This is a genomic window from Pseudomonas sp. PS01300 (genome assembly GCF_029960155.1).
Classification (GTDB): domain Bacteria; phylum Pseudomonadota; class Gammaproteobacteria; order Pseudomonadales; family Pseudomonadaceae; genus Aquipseudomonas; species Aquipseudomonas palmensis.
The window spans coordinates 1-18,308 of record NZ_JASCPN010000084.1 but is presented as its reverse complement, the minus strand read 5'-3'; the positions used below and the strand labels follow the sequence as shown (position 1 = coordinate 18,308).

Here is an 18,308-nt window from a genome sequence, read left to right as displayed (position 1 = left end):
GGTCAAGCCCGCCCCAACAGGGCCGCATTGCCGTGTTGGGGCGGGCTTGACCCGCAACGCTTTCAGCGGTTGGTGGCAATCCAGATCAGCAGCCCGGCCTGGAATACCGCAAAGGCCACCAGGCAGGTGATGGTGAAGCGCAACCCGCTGTCTTCGCGGCGGTACTTGTTGACCCGCTCATCGCGCTCGCGCAGTTGTGCTTCCTTCTCCTGCAGGTTCTGCTCGGCCTGCTGCAGCATGCCCGCAGCATCCAGGATGTCTACCTTCTGCACCTTGTCGGTATTCCAGCCACCCTTGAGCTGACCTGCCTGGACTTCCACGCAGCGCCCCTTCAGGTGCTGCGCATCGGCGTACTCGACCTCCAGGCCATGGCTGCGCAGCACCTGGTCGCGGCGCAGGCGTGTGTCTTCGTTGAGTGCGTCCTTGTTGGCCAGGGCCATGCCCTCGACCCGGTAGTGCGACCACTTGCGCTGTACCCAGTGCACCGCCTGCGACAACAGGAAGCGCCCCAGGCCACGGCTGACCGGCTCGATCTGCAAGCCACTGTCGGGGCCGATCTTGATCTGGTGCAACTCATGGTCCACCCAGATATCCAGGCGATTCTGCTCCTTGCGCACCTTCTGCCCAGGCAGGCGCACTTCCATGCGCAGCAGGCTGTGGGTCTTGTTGTGCCGTTCGGCATAACCGTACTGCACGAAGCGCAGCGGCCGCGCGCCGGTGTTGCGGTCGGTGGGCTGCGGGGACAGGCGCAGCATCTGGAAATGCTCGGGCACAACGTCCGCCCAGGGCAGCGGGGCCGCTTCCGGGGCTGGCGATTCGTCGGTCGCGTCTGGGGCGTCCTGGGGGGTGGCTTCAGTCATCACGGCGGTCCTTTTGTGCACAGCAGGCGGGTCGCAAGGGCGACGCCTGCACCGGCTTATCGGCCGCTTTGCGCAAGACTGGAGACACAATTTGCGCCAATTCGCTTCATGCCGCCGGCAATCGACGAATGAACTCGACGATCCGCTCGCCCAGGGCACTGGCCAGGGGCAGCTCGGGGTTGTTGTAGCTGTCGCGCTGCTGGCTCATGGCACGCGGGCTGATGCGCAGCATGTGGTTCATGCCGTCGATCAGTGCCAGTTCGGCGTCCGGCTTGGCAGCGTGCAGTCTCTCGGCATCCTTGACCTCGACCTGGACGTCGTTGCGCCCCTGCACGATCAACGCCGGCAAGTGGAGGCGGGCGAAGGCGGCGGCCGGGTCCTGGCGAAACAGCGAGATCAGGTACGGCTGCACGCTGGGGCGAAACACGTCGCGCAGGTGCAGCGGTACCTGGGTGCTGGGCTGGCCGGCCTTGAGCTGCTCGATCAGGCGTACGGCCTGGGCCCGCTCGGTCGCCGGCAGGCGTTCACCCAGTTGCTCGCGCAGTACCTGATCGACCGGGCGCCCGCTGCCTGCCACTGAGATTACCGCGCTGGCGCCGGCCTGTTCGGCCGCGAGGCTGGCGATCAGTGCGCCCTCGCTGTGACCCAGCACGATCAGCGGGCCAAAGCGCGGGTCGGCCTTGAGCAGATGGCCCCAGGCAACGGCATCGGCCACATAGCGCTCGACGCTGAGGTTGCGCTCGTCGGGGGTTGCCGCGCGGCTGGCGGCCACCCCGCGCTTGTCGTAGCGCACGCTGGCAATGCGGTTGTTGGCCAGCAGCAGGGCCAGGCGCTTGAGGTTGTCGATACGTCCGCCGGCGGGATTGTTGCCGTCACGGTCGGTGGGGCCGGAGCCGGCGATGATCAGCACCACCGGTGGCGGCGTGTCGCTGCGCGGCAACAGCAGGCTGCCCTGCAGGGTGCCGTCGTCGGTCACCAGGCTGATCGGTCGTTGCAGTACCGTGGGGGCCGCGGCCTGGGCCAGGCCGGTAAACAGGAGGAACAACAGGGCGAACGTGCGCAGCATCATCAGGCCATTAGCGAGGAGGTGGCGTTTTGACTCGTCCGGCGGCATTAGGTTCGCGCCCGGAGGTGATCTAAGGGTATACCCTGCGTATACTGGTTGGCCTTGTTACCATCCAGTTAAAAATCAGGCTGAACGCGGAGCGCCCTGCATGTCCGGCAATACCTACGGCAAGCTGTTCACTGTCACCACCGCTGGCGAAAGCCATGGTCCGGCGCTGGTCGCCATTGTCGATGGCTGCCCTCCGGGCCTGGAGCTTTCGCTGGCCGATCTTCAGCACGACCTGGACCGGCGCAAGCCCGGTACCAGCCGGCACACCACTCAGCGCCAGGAGCCCGACGAGGTCGAGATTCTATCTGGCGTGTTCGAGGGCCGTACCACCGGCTGCGCCATCGGCCTGCTGATTCGCAACACCGACCAGAAGTCCAAGGACTACTCGGCGATCAAGGACCTGTTCCGCCCGGCCCACGCCGACTACACCTATCACCACAAGTACGGCGAGCGCGACTACCGTGGCGGCGGCCGCAGCTCGGCCCGCGAAACCGCGATGCGCGTGGCTGCCGGTGCCATCGCGAAGAAGTACCTGGCCACCCAGGGCATCCGCATCCGCGGCTACATGAGCCAGCTGGGCCCTATCGAAATTCCGTTCAAGACCTGGGAGTCGGTGGAGCACAACGCCTTCTTCAGCCCCGACCCGGACAAGGTGCCGGAGCTGGAGGCCTACATGGACCAGCTGCGCCGTGACCAGGACTCGGTGGGTGCCAAGATCACCGTGGTCGCCGAAGGCGTGATGCCCGGCCTGGGCGAGCCGATCTTCGACCGCCTCGACGCCGAGCTGGCCCATGCGCTGATGAGCATCAACGCGGTCAAGGGCGTGGAGATCGGTGCCGGCTTCGACAGCGTGGCCCAGCGCGGCACCGAACACCGTGACGAACTCACCCCCGAAGGGTTCCTCAGCAACAATGCCGGCGGCATCCTGGGGGGCATCTCCTCGGGGCAGCCGATCATTGCGCACCTGGCACTCAAGCCGACCTCCAGCATCACCACCCCGGGCCGTTCCATCGATGTGGATGGCAACCCGGTGGAGGTCATCACCAAGGGCCGTCACGACCCCTGCGTCGGCATCCGTGCCACCCCTATCGCCGAGGCGATGATGGCCATCGTGCTGATGGATCACCTGCTGCGCCACCGCGGCCAGAACGCCGATGTGCGGGTAGCCACCCCGGTGCTGGGCCAGCTGTAGTGCACCTGCCCGACGTCGACGCCACGGCCCGCTGAGCCGTGGCGCCGATTCCCTACTGGCGGCTGTCCAGCTTCTACCTGTTCTATTTCGCCTTGCTGGGTTCGACAGCGCCGTTTCTGGCGCTGTATTTCGATCACCTGGGGTTTTCCAGCGCGCGCATCGGCGAGTTGGTGGCCATCCCCATGCTGATGCGCTGCGTGGCACCGAACCTGTGGGGCTGGTTGGGCGATCGCAGCGGCCAGCGCCTGCTGATCGTGCGTCTGGGGGCCTTGTGCACCCTGACCAGCTTTTCGTTGATCTTCGTGGCCAAGAGCTACGCCTGGCTGGCGCTGGTAATGGCCCTGCACGCGTTCTTCTGGCATGCGGTACTGCCGCAGTTCGAGGTCATCACCCTGGCCCACCTGCAAGGTCAGACTGCGCGCTACAGCCAGGTGCGGCTGTGGGGGTCGATCGGTTTCATCCTCACCGTGGTGGCCCTGGGGCGATTGTTCGAATGGTTGAGCCTGGACATCTACCCGGTGGCGCTGGTGGCGATCATGGCCGGCATCGTGCTGGCCAGCCTGTGGGTGCCCAATGCCCAGCCGCCAGGCCAGCACGAGCGCAGCGATGGTGGCGGCTTTCTCAGGCAACTGGCCAGCCCTGGCGTGGCCGCGTTCTACGTGTGCGTGGCATTGATGCAGTTGAGTCACGGCCCGTATTACACCTTTCTCACCCTGCACCTGGAGCGCCTGGGCTATGCCCGCGGCACCATCGGCATGTTGTGGGCGCTGGGGGTGGTGGCCGAGGTGCTGATGTTCCTGGCCATGAGCTGGATCCTGGCGCGGTTCTCGTTGCGTCGGGTGCTGTTGGCGAGCCTCTTACTGGCGGCCTTGCGCTGGTGGCTGCTGGGGACCTTTGCCGAGTATCCGGGCGTGCTGCTGTTCGCCCAGTTGCTGCACGCCGCCACGTTCGGCAGTTTTCACGCGGCCGCCATCGCCTTCGTGCAGCGCAACTTCGGCGCTCGCCAGCAGGGCCAGGGGCAGGCGCTGTATGCGGCCCTTGCCGGTACCGGCGGTGCGCTGGGTGCCCTGTATTCGGGCTACAGCTGGAACGCCCTGGGCGCCACCATCACCTTTAGTATTGCCAGCGTCGCGGCGCTGGTCGCAGCCGTTATCATCGCGTTTCGAATGAAAGAGGAAAGGCCCCATGAGCAGCCTGAGCGTGTTTCACCAGTCCACCCCGGACATTCCCAACAAGGTGCTGACCCACCTTGAAGACATCGCCGCGACACTGGCCGAGCAGGGAGTAAGGTTCGAGCGCTGGACGGCGCAGTCGCCTGTGCAGGCCGATACTGGCCAGGCCGGTGTGCTGGCCGCCTATCAGGTGCAGATCGACCGGCTGCAACATGAAGGCGGTTACCGCGCCGTCGACGTGATCAGCGCCAGTGGCGATCCGATGAGCGAACTGCTGGACGAACATGTGTATTCGGATGACCTGGTGCGTTTCTTCGCAGCCGGGCGCAGCCTGGTCAGCGTGCGGGCAGGGGAGTACGTGCATGCGGTGGTGTGCGAGAAGGGGGATCTGATCGTGGTGCCGGCGGGGTTGCGGGTATGGATCGATGGCGGGGACAACCCGCACTTCGTGGCGGTGCGACTGTTCAATCGGCCTGAAGGGGTAGTGGCGCAGTTCACGGGTGAGAAGCTGGCCGAGCGTTACGCGCGATTGGACGATTGATCACGCCGAGGCCACTGGCTTGCAAGCCAGCGCTCACAGGAACCAGGGTGATCCTGTTGGCACTGGCTTGCCAGCAAAGGCCGCTACGCGATTCAGCGATAGGTCGGTAGTGCGAACCGCTGTTGGCTTTGCAGCATCGAGATCACCGGCAGCTCGCTGGCCTGCTCGGCCAGGTCGCGGCGGATCGCGCTGATCGCCCACGACAGTTGCTCGGCACTGTGCAGCTGGCCATACGAAATCGAGCGCTTGACCTGTTTGCCGTCGGCGGCGCGCAACGTCAGCAGTACACCGCCATCAGGGCGAGCCTGGGTGGTGACGTCGTAGGCGGAAAATACCGAGGCGAATTTTTGCTGGATGAGGTCCATATCAGCTCCTGACTGTTGAGTGGCAGACATGAAGTGATAGGTGCAGCGACCGTGCCAGTTTTCCTTGATTAAAAAAAGCTTATAAAACAATGACTTAAAGTTATCGTGCAGAAGGGGTGCCGTGCATTCTGCATGGTCGTGCAATTTGCACAGTGCATTTTGCAGTGCCCTGCGGCCAATAGATTCGCTCTGTCGTCCTCATGGGATTTGCGAGGTTGACCCAAAGCCTTCCCTGACCAAGACTTGGGCTCTACCGCAGCCAGGAGGTTCCCGATGACCGACCACCCAACCCCCACCCCGATGAACGACGATGAAGCCGCAGCCTTTGCCGAAGAAGTGTTCGATCGGGCGCGCAAGGGGGACGCCGACATGCTTGGCCGTCTGCTGGAGAAGGGCCTGCCGGTCAACCTTCGCAATGGCAACGGCGACACGCTGCTGATGCTTGCCAGCTACCACGGCCACCTTGAAGCGGTGAGGGTGCTGCTTGAGCACGGCGCAGACCCGCAGATTGCCAATGACAAGGGCCAGTTGCCGATTGCCGGTGCCGCTTTCAAGGGCAACCAGGCGATGATCGAGCTGCTGGTGGAGAAGGGCGCGCTGATCGATGGAGCGTCTGCCGATGGCCGTACCGCGCTGATGCTGGCCGCGATGTTCAACCGCACCTCCATCGTCACCTACCTGCTCGGCAAGGGCGCGAACCCCAATCACCGCGACGCGCAGGGCGCCACCGCACTGGTTGCCGCGCAAACCATGGGCGCACCCGACACCGTCGCCCAGTTGCAGGCGCTGGCCGGCTAACTGCCAGGGGGCTTTTGCGGCTATCCTTGGCGACTTTTTTCGCCTCGCAGGGCCCCCGCATGAAAAACCAACTGGTCGAACTCATCGGCAAAATCAGCTCCGGCTGCCTTCCGGACGCCGAAATCGAGCGCATCGCCGATGAAGCGGCGCAGGCCTATGCCGACCCGCAGGCGTTCCTGGCGGCCAACCCCGACATCAACTACGACGACACCTTCCCGATTCCGCTGGGGGAGTGGGTGGTGATCGGCAGCCTGCCCGATACCGTGCTGTTCCAGGCCGACACCTACAGTGACCTGTTCCAGCAGATCACCGACTCGTTCGGCAAGGACGTTGCCTTCAACATCAAGCCCAAGCAACTGGTCAAGGTCGAGCCGCTCACGGCACTCAACCGCATCCAGGTGCAGATGGGCAGCATGAACAAGGAAAACGGCGGCTACACCCTGGTCAACATCAGCCAGTTGCTGGACGACGAATTGCAGATGGTGCTGGTGTACGGCAACGACGTGCCGCGGGTGCTGGAACTGTGCGCCGAGGTCGGCATCGCCGCGGCGCCTGCCCTGGAGGCGCTGCGGGTCGCGGTACACTTCTAGCCCAGCGCGGTATCCAGGAACATCATCACCGCAAAGCCGCCCATCAGGCCCAGGGTGGCCGAGGTCTGGTGGCCATTGCGGTGGGTTTCGGGGATCACCTCGTGGGATACCACGAAAATCATCGCCCCGGCCGCCAGGCCCATGCTCACCGGGTAGGCGATGGCAAAACCGGTGGAAATGCCCAGGCCGATCACTGCCCCGATCGGCTCCATCAGCCCCGAGCCGACCGCCACCAGCGCAGCCTTGAGGTTGGACAGGCCGGTGGCGCGCAACGCCAGTGCCACGGCCAGGCCTTCGGGTATGTCCTGGATGGCGATGGCGGTGGTCAGCGGCAGGCCCACGTTGAGGTCGCCGTTGGCAAAGCCCACGCCGATGGCCATGCCCTCGGGCAGGTTGTGCAGGGTGATCGCCAGCACGAACAGCCACACCCGGTTGATGCGTTCCGACTGTGGGCCGCAGGGGCCGGTGCTTTCGTGCTCATGGGGCGTGAAGCGGTCCAGGCCCAGCATCAGCAGCACCCCCAGACCCATGCCGACCACCACGGTCAAGGCCGCGAAAGGCCCGTTGCCGGTGATTTCACGCGCAGCCTCCAGGCCCGGCAGAATCAGCGAAAACGAACTGGCGGCGAGCATCATGCCGGCGGCGAAGCCGAGCATCACATCCTGCGAGCGGGCGCTGACGTCGCGCAGCACCACCGCCAGCACCGCGCCTAGCGCCGTGGCGCCAAACCCTGCCAGGCCGCCGAGCAGGGCCATGTGCAGGTTGTCCTTGTTGTCGCCGTGCACCGCGTTCCAGGCACTGGCAACCAGCAGGCCGAGCACGGCGAGCAGGCTCAGGGCCAGGCCGGCACTGAGCCATGGGGTGGCCTGAACCTGGTGCAGCCAGGCGCTGCGCAGGGAGGTCGGGTTGGCGTTGGCGGAGCTTTGGGCGGGTGGCATGGAGGCCTCTGTGGTACGGAGTCGATCAATCGAGTGTAATCACTGCGCGGCGTGTGCGACGAGCGGTTCGCCGCTATGGGGCCGATAGCCAGCTACGCTGAAGGCAGGTTCAATCATGGGAGTATCACCATGGGGTCGACGTTCAATGGGTTGGTGGGGCTGGTCATTCTGGCGCTGGATATCTGGGCGATCATCAACGTGATCAAGAGCGGCGCCAGTGGCGGGGCCAAGGTGCTGTGGATCCTGCTGATCCTGCTGCTGCCGGTGCTGGGCCTTATCATCTGGGCGATTGCCGGGCCACGGGGCAACGTTAGGCTGTAGCGCCAGTCCAGGCTCTTGTGGGCGTGGGCCTGCCCGGCGATGCGGCGGCTCAGATCAACCAGGCGCCCTCAAGCTGCAACAACTGCTGCTTGCGCTCCAGGCCACCTGAAAACCCGGTCAGGCTGCCGTCGCTGCCAATCACCCGGTGGCACGGCACGATCACCGCCACCGGGTTGGCGCCGTTGGCCGTGCCTACCGCGCGTATCGCCTTCGGCCGCCCGACGCGCTGCGCCAGTTGTGCATAGCTGGTGGTGGTGCCATACGGAATCTGCTGCAGCGCCCACCACACTGCACGTTGAAATTCGGTACCCCGTGGCGCCAGGGGCAGCTCGAAACTCTGGCGCCGGCCTTCGAAATACTCGTCGAGCTGTCGCGCTACCGTATCCAGCTGCGCGCCCGCCGGCTGCCAGCTTTCGGCCAGTTGCCAGGGGTGGGCGCTGTCCATGTGCAGCAGGTGCAGACCTTGTTCATCACCGGCCAGCAGCAACTGGCCGATAGGGCTGGGGTGGTAGCGAAAGTACATGGTGAGTGGCTCCGGGCATGTCTGGCCCACACGATACCCGAACACTGAGCTACTGTTCGAGGCGCGGTTTTCAACATAATTTTCACATTCGATTGCTGACAATCCGCGCGCGAATTTCCGTTCGTCCAAGGGCCACGCAATGTCCCGGCCCTCATAAAAATCTGAACCCTAGGGATCTTCCTGTCCATGGCTAACACGGATGCCTTGAGTCATCAGCGAGCCGCTTCGCGCCCGTTGCTGCAACCAACGCTCAAATCACACCTCGCCTATACCTTGCTGTGCGGCCTGGTGATCATGCTGATGCTGAGCCTCGTGCGCCTGGCGCTGCTGCTCTACAACAGCGACATGATCGGCGACACCCCACTCTCGACCGTCGCTGAAGGCTTTCTCAACGGCCTGCGCTTCGACCTGCGCGTGGTGGTGTACCTGAGCATTCCGCTGCTGCTGGCGATCCTCAGCGCTCGCGCCATGGCCGCCCGTGGCCTGTTTCGCGTATGGCTGACCCTGGCTTCCAGCGTGGTGATGTTCCTCGGCCTGATGGAGATGGACTTCTACCGCGAGTTTCACCAGCGTCTCAACGGCCTGGTGTTCCAGTATGTGAAGGAAGACCCCAAGACCGTTCTGAGCATGCTCTGGTATGGCTTTCCGGTGGTGCGCTACCTGCTGGCCTGGGCCTTTGGCACCTGGGTGCTGAGCCTGCTGTTCAAGGGCATCGACCGTCTTACCCGCCCGCGCGGCGAGTACTCCAGCAACGTCGCCGGCCTGCGCAGCGTGGCGCCCTGGTACCTGCGTGGCGCGGTATTTGTGGTGATCCTGCTGGTGGCTGTGATCGCCGCCCGTGGCACCTTGCGCCAGGGCCCGCCGATGCGTTGGGGTGACGCGTTCACTACCGACTCCAATTTCGTCAACCAGTTGGGCCTTAACGGCACCCTGACCCTGATCGACGCCGCCCACAGCCGTTTTGGCGAAGACCGCGGCAACATCTGGAAGGCTACCCTCGACCAGAGCCAGGCCCAGCAGACCGTGCGCGACATGATCCTGACCGAGCACGACCAGCTGGTGGATGCCGACAGCGCGGCGATCCGCCGTGACTTCACCCCGCCTGCGGCCAACAGCCTGCCGATCAAGAACGTCGTGGTAATCCTGATGGAGAGCTTCGCCGGCCACTCGGTGGGCGCGCTGGGCAGTACCACCAACATCACCCCGTACTTCGACAAGCTGGCCAAGGAAGGTCTGCTGTTCGACCGTTTCTTCTCCAACGGCACCCATACCCACCAGGGCATGTTCGCCACCATGGCTTGCTTCCCGAACCTGCCAGGCTTCGAATACCTGATGCAGACGCCGGAAGGCGGCCACAAGCTGTCCGGCCTGCCGGCGCTGCTCAGCGCCCGCGACTATGACGACGTGTACGTCTACAACGGCGACTTTGCCTGGGACAACCAGTCCGGGTTCTTCGGCAACCAGGGCATGACCACCTTCATCGGCCGCAATGACTTCGTCAACCCGGTATTCTCCGACCCGACGTGGGGCGTGTCCGACCAGGACATGTTCGACCGCGGCGCACAGGAGCTTGCGCACAACTATGGCAAGAAGCCGTTCTATGCCCTGCTGCAGACCCTGTCCAACCACACTCCGTATGCGTTGCCCAAGGACCTGCCGGTGCAGCCGGTGACCGACCAGGGCCGCCTGAACGAGCACCTGACCGCCATGCGCTATTCGGACTGGGCGTTGGGCCAGTACTTCGAGAAGGCGCGCAAGGAGCCGTACTTCAAGGAAACCCTGTTCGTGATCGTCGGCGACCACGGCTTCGGCAATGCCCAGCAGGTCACCGAACTGGACCTGGGCCGCTTCAACGTGCCGCTGCTGCTGATTGCGCCGGGCATCCAGGAAAAGTTCGGTGCGGTCAGCCACACCGTGGGCACCCAGGTCGACATCGTGCCGACCATCATGGGCCGACTGGGGGGCGAAACCCGTCATCAGTGCTGGGGGCGTGACCTGCTCAACCTGCCGGCCGGCGATGAAGGCATCGGCATGATCAAGCCATCGGGCAGTGAGCAGATCGTCGGCCTGGTGCAGGGCGATCGCATTCTGATCCAGTCCAAGGACATGTCGCCGCGCATGTACCGTTACCAGCTTGGGGCCAACTTCAAGGCCGAGGTGATCGAAAGCCCGGACCAGGCACAATTGAGCCGCAAGCTGGAGTCCTACATCCAGACCGCGACCAAGAGCCTGCTGGACAACACTGCCGGCGTGACCCACAGCACGCCGCAATGACGCACGGGCTGTTGCACTGACCAGGACCCCGGCTTGCCGGGGTCTTGGCTTTTCGGGCCGTGGGTGCTCAAATCACGCGCCTCAGCAAGAGGGGCCGACAGCGGTCCCGCAAAAGGATGTTTGCGTGCGTGTGTTCGTGTTGCTGGTTTGCCTGTGCCATTCGATCCAGGCGGTGGCTGATGCCGTATCGCCTGCGCCCCAGATGGCTCAGGAATGTGTAGGGCGCTCGCGCATTGTGGTACCGGCCAGCCTGGAGTGGCAAATGAGCGGTCTTCGCCTGGGCGAGCCGTTCGCCCGCTTCATGCCTGGTGGCGATACGTGGCAGGCCGACTATGGCGCGCCGGTGTTCTCCGGGGAATCGCACCTGGTCACCATCGATGTGAGCCCGCTCACTACCCGTGAGCTGTACGACCGCCTCAAGGATCGTCTGGTCCTGAGCCGGGCCAATGCGCAGGGCGAGTACATCATGGCCGAGCAGACACGCATCGGGAACCTGATGACCCCGTACCTAAAGGCCCAGAAGCCGAGCGAGTACTACGCCTTGAACGAACGGTACAAGGCACTAGCGCGCACCTTCGAGCGCATCGACAAGATCCCCGGTGAGCGGGCGTCGCTCGAGGCGATGATCGCCGACTTCGCGGGCAAGGGCTGGCCAGTGGACACGCTGCAGGCGCGGCTTGAGCGGCTCAACCGTGAAGACGCGGGGTACCCCGTCTCCGATCGCTTCAAGTGGCAAGTCCTGCCGGACTTTGCCCTGGAGGATGGCTATGCGGTGTACAACGAGCATGGGTTGACCGTGGTGCTGTGGCGCCAGTCGCGCGTCTACAAGCTCAACTTCGGTTACATCGAACGTGGAGTGAGCAACGAGCAGGTGCTGCAGCGGCTGGACCCGCATGTGCGCCGTGTGCTCGCCGCCTTGCGTCCCCGCGCCGCCTTCGAAGTGCCTCGGCAACCGGGTATATGCCTGCCGTTCGGCTTTCTGGCCGATGACGGCACAGCCCCCTATGTGGTGCGCGCCGCGTGGTTCGGGCGGCACCAGGAGGCGGTCCGCTACGACCTTCAGGTGGCCAGCCAGTCGCTGCGCGAGCAGTTCGAGGCCCGGCGGGCCGCCGACCTGTCGCTCGATCGCGCTGATTTCCCCGTACTTGAGCAACTGCCGGAACGCCAGTTCCGGCTGGGGCAGATGACCATCCTGCAAACCACCACGCTGACCAAGTGGTACCTCGAACACGAAACGGATCGCCGCGAAACATTCCAGCTGCGCGCAGCGCACCTGGGCGCCACGCCCGTTCCTTCGATGATCCTGCAGGTGGACCAGTTGCACAGCCGCGACGGCCTGAGCCTGAAGCTGTTGGAGACAGAAGCCGTCGAGATACTGGGGCAGGTGCAGGCCCTGCCGAACGCACCGCAAGTGGCACAGAAAAGGAAACGTACATGAAGTCGTTACACATGAGCTGGATGTGGCTGGCGTTGCTGGCAGCGCCCCTGTCGGCGCTGGGTGAGCCGGATTACCAGACGCCGCCGGGTTGGCGTACCGAGTGCATGGGGCGGGTGCAGTTCGATGTGCCCAAGGAGATTGCCTGGCACCTTGCCGGGGGCTACTGGCAAAAGCCGGACTTCGACCCCGTGCGCCCAACCATCGCCCCGGGTGGCCAGCAGATCATGTATGGCGAGGGCGTGACACCCGAGCAGACCTACCTGGTGAAGATCGAAGTCAGCCCCGTGACGGATCGCAATGTCTTCGATCGCCTGCAGCTTATCCACGGGCCTAATCGCGGTTCGGCGCAAACACGCGTGGTACGTGCGCAGATCGACGCGCTGCAAGCCCAGATCGATGCAAAAAAGGCTGACGACGAAGACTATTCCGCGTTGCTTGAACAGCATCGCGCCCTGGACGACACCATTACGCGAATCAACTGGGTGAGCACCGAGTTGTTCGTACTCAACGACATGATCCGCGAGTTCTCGGCCACGGGGCGCCCCACCGTCAAACTGGAGGCTGAACGCGCAGCTTATCTCGAGGAACAGGCCAAGTGGCCGACCGACGCATTGTTCGAGCAAGAGCGCTTTCTGGACCTGGGGATAGCAGATACGTTCGCCGACTGGGTGCCGGGTGAGATGACGGCCCATCTCTGGCGTAACCAGCGCATCTATCGCTTTGTATTTCATGCAGGGTCGGACGCTGCCGGCGTACCGGTCTCACTGGAACGTGTCGAGCCCAGGGCGCGTGCCTTGCTGGCGGCCTTTCGAACCCGCGAGCAATACGAAATCCCGCAGCAGCGCGGCTTTTGCCTGCCGTTCGGGTTCATTGCCGACGATGGCGCCCCGCATCATTCGATAACGCTGGGCTTCAACCCCGTGGGCAACCCGCACCTGCTGCACCGCCTGAGCATGGGGCGCGAGATCAGGAAAGACGCCGATTTCATGCCGAAGCTGTTGGAGCAGGTGATTTCCAGGCGGTTTCCGACGCTCGTCCAGACCGACATGTTCGGCCCGCTGCGCGTGCTTGTCGGCGCCCTCGACGGCAACCTTCGCGGTGCGCGCTACAAGGCCTATGATGCGTACCACAAGCCGGTGGATTACGAAACGTTCACGCTCGACGGCGACGCTCCGCCCACTGGATACCAGCCTGGCGTGGGGCTGACGGTGCTCGATGATCATTCCCAGCCGCAGCTTGCGTTCGAGCGCACCCGCGTCGATATGCTGCAGACCCTGAAAAGCATCCGGGCGCTGCCGGGCGGCCATCGTTTTGCGCCGCAGGCCGACTGAACAACCGCTCAGGCGCGGGGTCAACGGAAGGTAAGGCTGATTCACCCTGAGTCGCGTTACTGAGGAGAATCCAATGAAAGCGTGGGTAATTACCTTTGTTGACCAGAAAGGCGAAAGGACCTCGCTGTCGTTTGACGCCGAGCAGCAGCCCAGTATCGAAGAGGCGGCTCGGGTGATTCGCGCCCACCTCTATCCTGTCGTGGACAAGGCGGACCTCAATGATTTCGAGGGCCGCGTGTCGATGCCCACTGCCGAATGGCTGAAGCAGGACAGTGGCGTGGAGATCAAGGAAATCAAAGAACAGCCCTGAGCGCTCGCGCTACTGGCATACGCTTGTGATTGGCGCTAGTCTGCAGCCAGGGTCACGGGTTATTTACCCAGCCGGCCCTTTTCCCTTAAACCATCGCTGCATCCGCTACATCCGCTCGAGTTGCCCACCCACGTTTGGCAGGGTGGGTCAGTGCGTAATGCACTGAAAGTCTATCCATCGCGACGAGGAGGACGATTCATGAGCAGCCCGTATGAGGACATCAGCAGCACGGTTCTACGCCGCATGAAAGAAGGCGGTTTCGATTTTGCCCAGATCCATCCCATCGAGTTCTATGCGGTGTTCCCGGACGAGGAGCGGGCGCGCAGGGCCGCAGGCAAGTTTCGTGGTGAATCGATCAACACCCAGGTACGCGAAAGCGACGAGGGGTGGCAGCTGGAGTTGAGCAAACTGATGTTCGCCACCTATGGCGGCATCGGCGAGTTCGAGCATGACTTCGAGCTGGCAGTTTCCCCTTTGGGCGGCCAGATACAGGGCTGGGGCGTCAAGCAGGAGCGACTGCTCGCCTGAACCTGTGTATCCGCGGGGCGGCCATGCCGCCCCCATCCATTTTCAGGGTACTTCCACCCCGGACCGCTTGCGGCTGGCCATGTGCGCCAGATACCCCAGCAACTGGTCCAGTTCTGCGTCGCTGATCACCGTTTCGGCAAAGCCGGGCATGCGCGCCTGTGGCCACTGGCGCAGGCTTTGCGGGTTGCGGATGTATCGGCGCAAGAACGCCGGCTGGAAGTACTCGGTGGGGCTGAAGGGCTGGTTCAGGTCGGGCCCGAACTGCGCATCGCCGGCACCGTTGAGTCGGTGGCAGGCCAGGCAGTTTTTCTGAAACACGGCAAAGCCCAGGTTGACCGGGTCGTCCTCACGCAGTTGCGGGTCTGGCAGCAGTGCCGGGAAGCGCGATGCCACAGGGGCCAGGCGGCGCATGGTGGCAAGCTGGAAAGGCCATTGTTCGGGGCTGATCCGGCCTGCCTGCGGTTGGGTCCACATCAGGTAGAAGGGCCCGGCGCTGCCTTTGCCCTTGCTCAGGGCTGGCCATGGGTGGGCGGGGTCCTCTATGGCTAGCCAGGCGCGTGCCGGGCCGTTGCCGAGCAACGGGGCAGCGGGCAGTTCGGCGGCAAAGCCATCCAGCGCCACGGCCTGCAGATGATCGCCGGGGGCTACGCCCTCCAGCAGCGCCACCATGGGCACGGCGCGGTAGTGCATGGTCTTCTTGTAGGAAACGTCACCGTCGATGCGGATATCCCGCGCCTGCGGGTGAGCCAGCAGTTGAGCGGTGCTCCACTGGCGCTCGGCGCCGCCCAGGTTCAGGGTCAGCTGTGCGGCGTGCAGGGGCAGGCTCAACAGCAGGATCAGGGCAAGGCAATGACGCATCGGGTGCTCTCCAACCATTCAGGCCGGCAGGATACACCAGCGTTGCGATGATGCCTGGTTACAGAACGGGTGGGCTTCAGCCGAACAGTCGTGTGAGGTTGGGCACGATCAGCAGCAGCGTCGTGGCGAAGAGGATGAGGCCGGCTTGACGTACTTTGGAGTGCTTGAACATGGCGGTCTGCCTTTTTGTTGTTATTCCTGAATGCCGTGTGGCGTCCTTGGCCAGGGTCCGTGATAACCCGCGAGCGCTGTCGAAATGTCCGCGTTGCCCCCGCATCGGACCTGCTTTGCTTCGATATACAACTAACCTTAGGGTCAACGTCACCCGTGTTTTAGAACGCTTTCGTATTAAATGGTGGGTTCTAAGGCACTACGGCTATGAGGCCAAGGGCCATCCGGCGACCATCCCTTCAGCTAGACACGTGCGTGCGCTCCGGGGCATGGCCTGCACAGTGTGACCGTTCGTCCGAGTGAACACTTGCCTCCGAGCGCCATTCGCGGCAGGCTCTAGCGACACTTTGTGCCTCATGTCGTTCGGGACTAAATCTATGTCGTTACGCATCTGCATCCTGGAAACCGATGTCCTGCGACCCGAGCTGGTCGATCAGTATCAGGGCTACGGACGGATGTTCGAGCACCTGTTCACCCATCAGCCGATTGCCGCCGAATTTCGCGTGTACAACGTGATGAACGGTGAATACCCCGACGACGACGAGTTGTTCGACGCCTATCTGGTGACCGGCAGCAAGGCCGACTCGTTTGGCGACGACCCGTGGATCGCCAGGCTCAAGACCTTTCTGCTGGACCGCTACAAGCGCGGCGACAAGCTGCTGGGCGTATGCTTCGGCCACCAGTTGCTGGCCCTGTTGCTGGGCGGGCGCAGCGAGCGCGCGCACCAGGGCTGGGGGGTGGGAACCCACCGCTACGTGATGGCGGCCAAGGCGCCGTGGATGAGCCCGCAGGTGGAGGAACTGACCCTGCTGATCAGCCACCAGGACCAGGTTACCCAGTTGCCCGAAAACGCCACGGTGATCGCCTCCAGCGACTTCTGCCCCTATGCCGCCTATCACATTGGCGACCAGGTGCTGTGCTTCCAGGGCCACCCCGAGTTCATCCACGACTATTCCCGTGCCTTGCTCGAGCTGCGCCAGCAGCACCTGGGCCCGGAGGTCTACAGCAAGGGCGTGGCCAGCCTCGACCAGCAACACCAGGGCACCACGGTGGCCGAGTGGATGATGCGCTTTGTCGCGCACAAGCCACAGGGCAGCGCGGCCTGAGGCCTACAGCCAGCCGGAGCGCTTGAAGCTGGCGAACAGTGCCGTGCAGCCCAGGGCGATGACCCCCAGCACGGTGAAGTAGCCGTAGTGCCAGCTCAGCTCCGGCATGTTCTGAAAGTTCATCCCGTAGATACCCGCCACGGCGGTGGGGAAGGCCAGGATCGCCGCCCACGCGGCGAACTTGCGCTGGGTGATGCTCTGGCGTGACGACTCCAGCAGCATGCCGATCTCGATGGTCTGGCTGGCGATGTCGCGGATGCTCGACAGGTCTTCCATCTGCCGCGTCACGTGGATCTGCACGTCGCGAAAATACGGGCGCATGTTCTTGTCGATGAACGGGAAGGCCAGGCGCTGCAGCTCTTCGCTGATCTCGACCATCGGTGCCACATAGCGGCGCAGGCGCAGGATGTCGCGACGCAGGCCGTGCAGGCGGCGGATATCGTCTTCCTGCAGCGAACTGCTGAGTACGTTGTTTTCCAGCTCTTCGATCTCGCTGTGAATCGCCTCGCTTACCGGCTGGTAGTTTTCAGTGACGAAGTCGAGCAGTGCATACAGCACGAAGTCTTCGCCGTGCTCGAGCAGCAGCGGCCGGGCCTCGCAGCGCTGGCGTACCAGGGCATAGGATTTGGAGTGGCCGTTGCGGCAGGTGATGATGTAGCCGTTGCCGGCAAAGATATGCGTTTCGATGAACTCCAGCCTGCCGTCCTGGCGTACCGGCGAATAGGTCACGATGAACAAGGCATCGCCGAAGGTTTCAAGCTTCGGCCGGCTGTGCTTTTCCAGCGCATCCTCGATTGCCAGTTCATGCAGGTTGAACTGGCGCTGCAGATTGGCCAGTTCCTGCGCGGAGGGCTCTTCCAGCCCGATCCACACGAAGTGCCCCGGTTTGCTGGCCCACTCGGCGCCCTCGTCGAGGCTGATGTTGGTGACTTTTCTACCGGCGCTGTAGACCGCTGCCGCTACGACTCGACCCATGGTTGTGCCTTTCCCCCGTTGTCATGCCCCTAGCTTGGTATGACTACGACAAATCGGCAACTGCGCGGCTGGCCTGCAATTCTTTTTCCATCAGGTCGATGCAGCGCTGCATCTGTTCGCGGCACTGCTCGGCCAGGGCGGGAACATCCTGGTGGGTCATGCCGTTGGTGGAGATCGGCGCCAGCGAGCGGATGATCACCTTCTGCTTGCGCCAGCCGTTGAGGTTCAGGCGCCTGGCGTAGCGGCTGACGCACACCGGCACGATGGGCACGCCGGCTTCGATGGCCATGTGGAACGCGCCCTTCTTGAAGGCCAGCAACCGATCGCCGGCGTTGCGCGTGCCCTCGGGGAATACCCAGATCGAGGTGTCCTGTTCCTGCAGGGTGCGGGTGGTGGTCTGCATGGCGCGTCGGGCCTGGTAGGCGTTGCTGCGATCGACCAGCACATTGCCGCCCAGCCAGAACAGCTGGCCGAACAGGGGGATCCATTTGAGGCTCTTCTTGCCGATGCACACCGTGCGCGGCGGCACCACGTGACCGAGCACGAACAGGTCATGGTTGGATTGGTGGTTGGCCACGATTACGCAGCCCGGGGGCTGGTCGAACAGCGGGCCGACTTCGGCCTGTACCTGCAGGCGCATCAGCCAGGTGGCGGGCCAGCCATACAGGCGCGCGAACACGCGGCTGTTGTCGGGGTTGAAAGGCCGACACAGGCCGATGAGCACACCCAGTATGCCCACCAGAACAAAATGCAGGCCCAGGAGGGGCATGCGGATCAGAAACAGCATTGTGGTTAACCCCGGACAAAACGCGGCGCAGTGTACGGTTGTGCACAGCCCGGGGCAAACTTAAAGCTTCGCCGGCAAGGCCGGCTCCTGCAACGGTTGCGTCCCCTGCAGGAGCC

At 63.8% G+C, this 18,308-nt stretch carries 19 protein-coding genes and 1 pseudogene; 12 read left to right on the top strand and 8 right to left on the bottom strand.

Going from position 1 to position 18,308, the window contains the following annotated elements:
• Nucleotides 1-62: 62 nt before the first annotated feature.
• On the bottom strand, nucleotides 63-860 hold the full coding sequence (locus QMX96_RS24770; protein ID WP_054915840.1) for a hypothetical protein: 798 nt from the start codon (nucleotides 858-860) through the stop codon (nucleotides 63-65).
• A gap of 106 nt (nucleotides 861-966) precedes the next feature.
• Nucleotides 967-1,929 (bottom strand): alpha/beta fold hydrolase, encoded by a 963-nt coding sequence (locus tag QMX96_RS24765; protein WP_078479752.1) that lies wholly within the window; start codon nucleotides 1,927-1,929, stop codon nucleotides 967-969.
• Nucleotides 1,930-2,074: 145 nt separating this feature from the next.
• Between QMX96_RS24765 and aroC the strand changes: the two genes are divergently transcribed.
• The 3 genes and pseudogenes from aroC (at nucleotide 2,075) to QMX96_RS24750 (ending at nucleotide 4,879) form a co-directional block, all read left to right on the top strand.
• Nucleotides 2,075-3,166: a chorismate synthase gene (gene aroC, locus QMX96_RS24760; RefSeq protein WP_043862708.1), complete on the top strand. Its 1,092-nt coding sequence runs from the start codon at nucleotides 2,075-2,077 to the stop codon at nucleotides 3,164-3,166.
• A gap of 38 nt (nucleotides 3,167-3,204) precedes the next feature.
• Nucleotides 3,205-4,341 (top strand): annotated as a pseudogene (locus tag QMX96_RS24755) (MFS transporter); the annotation flags it as partial.
• A gap of 10 nt (nucleotides 4,342-4,351) precedes the next feature.
• Nucleotides 4,352-4,879: an acireductone dioxygenase gene (locus QMX96_RS24750; protein WP_282362624.1), complete on the top strand. Its 528-nt coding sequence runs from the start codon at nucleotides 4,352-4,354 to the stop codon at nucleotides 4,877-4,879.
• A 92-nt stretch (nucleotides 4,880-4,971) separates the two neighbouring features.
• Here the strand turns inward: QMX96_RS24750 and QMX96_RS24745 are convergent, their stop codons facing one another.
• Nucleotides 4,972-5,244, bottom strand: coding sequence for a DUF3509 domain-containing protein (locus QMX96_RS24745; RefSeq protein ID WP_043862711.1), 273 nt, complete (start codon nucleotides 5,242-5,244; stop codon nucleotides 4,972-4,974).
• Nucleotides 5,245-5,517: 273 nt separating this feature from the next.
• Between QMX96_RS24745 and QMX96_RS24740 the strand changes: the two genes are divergently transcribed.
• Together QMX96_RS24740 and QMX96_RS24735 are read left to right on the top strand one after the other, a co-directional pair.
• Entirely contained in the window at nucleotides 5,518-6,042 is a 525-nt protein-coding gene (locus tag QMX96_RS24740; RefSeq protein WP_054915837.1) for an ankyrin repeat domain-containing protein, read from the top strand.
• A gap of 59 nt (nucleotides 6,043-6,101) precedes the next feature.
• On the top strand, nucleotides 6,102-6,632 hold the full coding sequence (locus tag QMX96_RS24735; protein WP_282362623.1) for a hypothetical protein: 531 nt from the start codon (nucleotides 6,102-6,104) through the stop codon (nucleotides 6,630-6,632).
• On the opposite strand, the gene QMX96_RS24730 is transcribed toward QMX96_RS24735, so the two are convergent.
• Entirely contained in the window at nucleotides 6,629-7,570 is a 942-nt protein-coding gene (locus QMX96_RS24730) for a ZIP family metal transporter (RefSeq protein ID WP_043862714.1), read from the bottom strand. The genes QMX96_RS24735 and QMX96_RS24730 overlap by 4 nt on opposite strands.
• Before the next feature lie 129 nt (nucleotides 7,571-7,699).
• Here QMX96_RS24730 and QMX96_RS24725 point away from each other — a divergent pair, with 129 nt between their 5' ends.
• On the top strand, nucleotides 7,700-7,891 hold the full coding sequence (locus tag QMX96_RS24725; RefSeq protein ID WP_043862715.1) for a PLDc N-terminal domain-containing protein: 192 nt from the start codon (nucleotides 7,700-7,702) through the stop codon (nucleotides 7,889-7,891).
• Between the two features lie 49 nt (nucleotides 7,892-7,940).
• On the opposite strand, the gene QMX96_RS24720 is transcribed toward QMX96_RS24725, so the two are convergent.
• Nucleotides 7,941-8,414 (bottom strand): methylated-DNA--[protein]-cysteine S-methyltransferase, encoded by a 474-nt coding sequence (locus QMX96_RS24720; protein ID WP_282362622.1) that lies wholly within the window; start codon nucleotides 8,412-8,414, stop codon nucleotides 7,941-7,943.
• A 186-nt stretch (nucleotides 8,415-8,600) separates the two neighbouring features.
• Here QMX96_RS24720 and QMX96_RS24715 point away from each other — a divergent pair, with 186 nt between their 5' ends.
• The 5 genes from QMX96_RS24715 to QMX96_RS24695 all read left to right on the top strand — a co-directional run bounded on the left by QMX96_RS24715 (nucleotide 8,601) and on the right by QMX96_RS24695 (nucleotide 14,295).
• Complete coding sequence (locus QMX96_RS24715) at nucleotides 8,601-10,688, top strand: LTA synthase family protein (protein WP_282362621.1); 2,088 nt, start codon at nucleotides 8,601-8,603, stop codon at nucleotides 10,686-10,688.
• Between the two features lie 262 nt (nucleotides 10,689-10,950).
• Entirely contained in the window at nucleotides 10,951-12,126 is a 1,176-nt protein-coding gene (locus QMX96_RS24710) for a hypothetical protein (protein ID WP_152644119.1), read from the top strand.
• Nucleotides 12,123-13,457, top strand: coding sequence for a T6SS immunity protein Tli4 family protein (locus QMX96_RS24705; protein WP_282362620.1), 1,335 nt, complete (start codon nucleotides 12,123-12,125; stop codon nucleotides 13,455-13,457). The genes QMX96_RS24710 and QMX96_RS24705 overlap by 4 nt, the downstream gene beginning before the upstream one ends.
• 73 nt (nucleotides 13,458-13,530) lie before the next feature.
• On the top strand, nucleotides 13,531-13,767 hold the full coding sequence (locus QMX96_RS24700) for a hypothetical protein (RefSeq protein ID WP_043862719.1): 237 nt from the start codon (nucleotides 13,531-13,533) through the stop codon (nucleotides 13,765-13,767).
• Between the two features lie 198 nt (nucleotides 13,768-13,965).
• Nucleotides 13,966-14,295, top strand: coding sequence for a ribonuclease E inhibitor RraB (locus QMX96_RS24695; protein WP_043862720.1), 330 nt, complete (start codon nucleotides 13,966-13,968; stop codon nucleotides 14,293-14,295).
• A 42-nt stretch (nucleotides 14,296-14,337) separates the two neighbouring features.
• Here QMX96_RS24695 and QMX96_RS24690 read toward each other — a convergent pair whose 3' ends face one another.
• Entirely contained in the window at nucleotides 14,338-15,153 is an 816-nt protein-coding gene (locus QMX96_RS24690) for a cytochrome c (RefSeq protein ID WP_282362619.1), read from the bottom strand.
• 548 nt (nucleotides 15,154-15,701) lie between these two features.
• On the opposite strand from QMX96_RS24690, the gene QMX96_RS24685 reads away from it, so the two are divergent.
• Nucleotides 15,702-16,430, top strand: coding sequence for an amidotransferase (locus QMX96_RS24685; protein WP_282362618.1), 729 nt, complete (start codon nucleotides 15,702-15,704; stop codon nucleotides 16,428-16,430).
• Between the two features lie 3 nt (nucleotides 16,431-16,433).
• On the opposite strand, the gene QMX96_RS24680 is transcribed toward QMX96_RS24685, so the two are convergent.
• Nucleotides 16,434-17,405: a magnesium and cobalt transport protein CorA gene (locus QMX96_RS24680; RefSeq protein WP_043862723.1), complete on the bottom strand. Its 972-nt coding sequence runs from the start codon at nucleotides 17,403-17,405 to the stop codon at nucleotides 16,434-16,436.
• A gap of 43 nt (nucleotides 17,406-17,448) precedes the next feature.
• A complete protein-coding gene (locus tag QMX96_RS24675) occupies nucleotides 17,449-18,192 on the bottom strand; it encodes a 1-acylglycerol-3-phosphate O-acyltransferase (protein ID WP_282362617.1) in 744 nt (247 codons plus the stop codon).
• Nucleotides 18,193-18,308: the final 116 nt, after the last annotated feature.

Excerpts from the sequence above, each read along its gene's own strand:
- QMX96_RS24690 (WP_282362619.1), bottom strand. The coding sequence starts at position 15,153 with ATGCGTCATTGCCTTGCCCTGATCCTGCTGTTGAGCCTGCCCCTGCAC.
- QMX96_RS24740 (WP_054915837.1), top strand. The coding sequence starts at position 5,518 with ATGACCGACCACCCAACCCCCACCCCGATGAACGACGATGAAGCCGCA.
- QMX96_RS24770 (WP_054915840.1), bottom strand. The coding sequence starts at position 860 with ATGACTGAAGCCACCCCCCAGGACGCCCCAGACGCGACCGACGAATCG.
- aroC (WP_043862708.1), top strand. The coding sequence starts at position 2,075 with ATGTCCGGCAATACCTACGGCAAGCTGTTCACTGTCACCACCGCTGGC.
- QMX96_RS24710 (WP_152644119.1), top strand. The coding sequence starts at position 10,951 with ATGAGCGGTCTTCGCCTGGGCGAGCCGTTCGCCCGCTTCATGCCTGGT.
- QMX96_RS24745 (WP_043862711.1), bottom strand. The coding sequence starts at position 5,244 with ATGGACCTCATCCAGCAAAAATTCGCCTCGGTATTTTCCGCCTACGAC.
- QMX96_RS24680 (WP_043862723.1), bottom strand. The coding sequence starts at position 17,405 with ATGGGTCGAGTCGTAGCGGCAGCGGTCTACAGCGCCGGTAGAAAAGTC.
- QMX96_RS24735 (WP_282362623.1), top strand. The coding sequence starts at position 6,102 with ATGAAAAACCAACTGGTCGAACTCATCGGCAAAATCAGCTCCGGCTGC.
- QMX96_RS24675 (WP_282362617.1), bottom strand. The coding sequence starts at position 18,192 with ATGCTGTTTCTGATCCGCATGCCCCTCCTGGGCCTGCATTTTGTTCTG.
- QMX96_RS24750 (WP_282362624.1), top strand. The coding sequence starts at position 4,352 with ATGAGCAGCCTGAGCGTGTTTCACCAGTCCACCCCGGACATTCCCAAC.
- QMX96_RS24685 (WP_282362618.1), top strand. The coding sequence starts at position 15,702 with ATGTCGTTACGCATCTGCATCCTGGAAACCGATGTCCTGCGACCCGAG.
- QMX96_RS24715 (WP_282362621.1), top strand. The coding sequence starts at position 8,601 with ATGGCTAACACGGATGCCTTGAGTCATCAGCGAGCCGCTTCGCGCCCG.
- QMX96_RS24700 (WP_043862719.1), top strand. The coding sequence starts at position 13,531 with ATGAAAGCGTGGGTAATTACCTTTGTTGACCAGAAAGGCGAAAGGACC.
- QMX96_RS24705 (WP_282362620.1), top strand. The coding sequence starts at position 12,123 with ATGAAGTCGTTACACATGAGCTGGATGTGGCTGGCGTTGCTGGCAGCG.
- QMX96_RS24765 (WP_078479752.1), bottom strand. The coding sequence starts at position 1,929 with ATGATGCTGCGCACGTTCGCCCTGTTGTTCCTCCTGTTTACCGGCCTG.
- QMX96_RS24720 (WP_282362622.1), bottom strand. The coding sequence starts at position 8,414 with ATGTACTTTCGCTACCACCCCAGCCCTATCGGCCAGTTGCTGCTGGCC.
- QMX96_RS24695 (WP_043862720.1), top strand. The coding sequence starts at position 13,966 with ATGAGCAGCCCGTATGAGGACATCAGCAGCACGGTTCTACGCCGCATG.
- QMX96_RS24725 (WP_043862715.1), top strand. The coding sequence starts at position 7,700 with ATGGGGTCGACGTTCAATGGGTTGGTGGGGCTGGTCATTCTGGCGCTG.
- QMX96_RS24730 (WP_043862714.1), bottom strand. The coding sequence starts at position 7,570 with ATGCCACCCGCCCAAAGCTCCGCCAACGCCAACCCGACCTCCCTGCGC.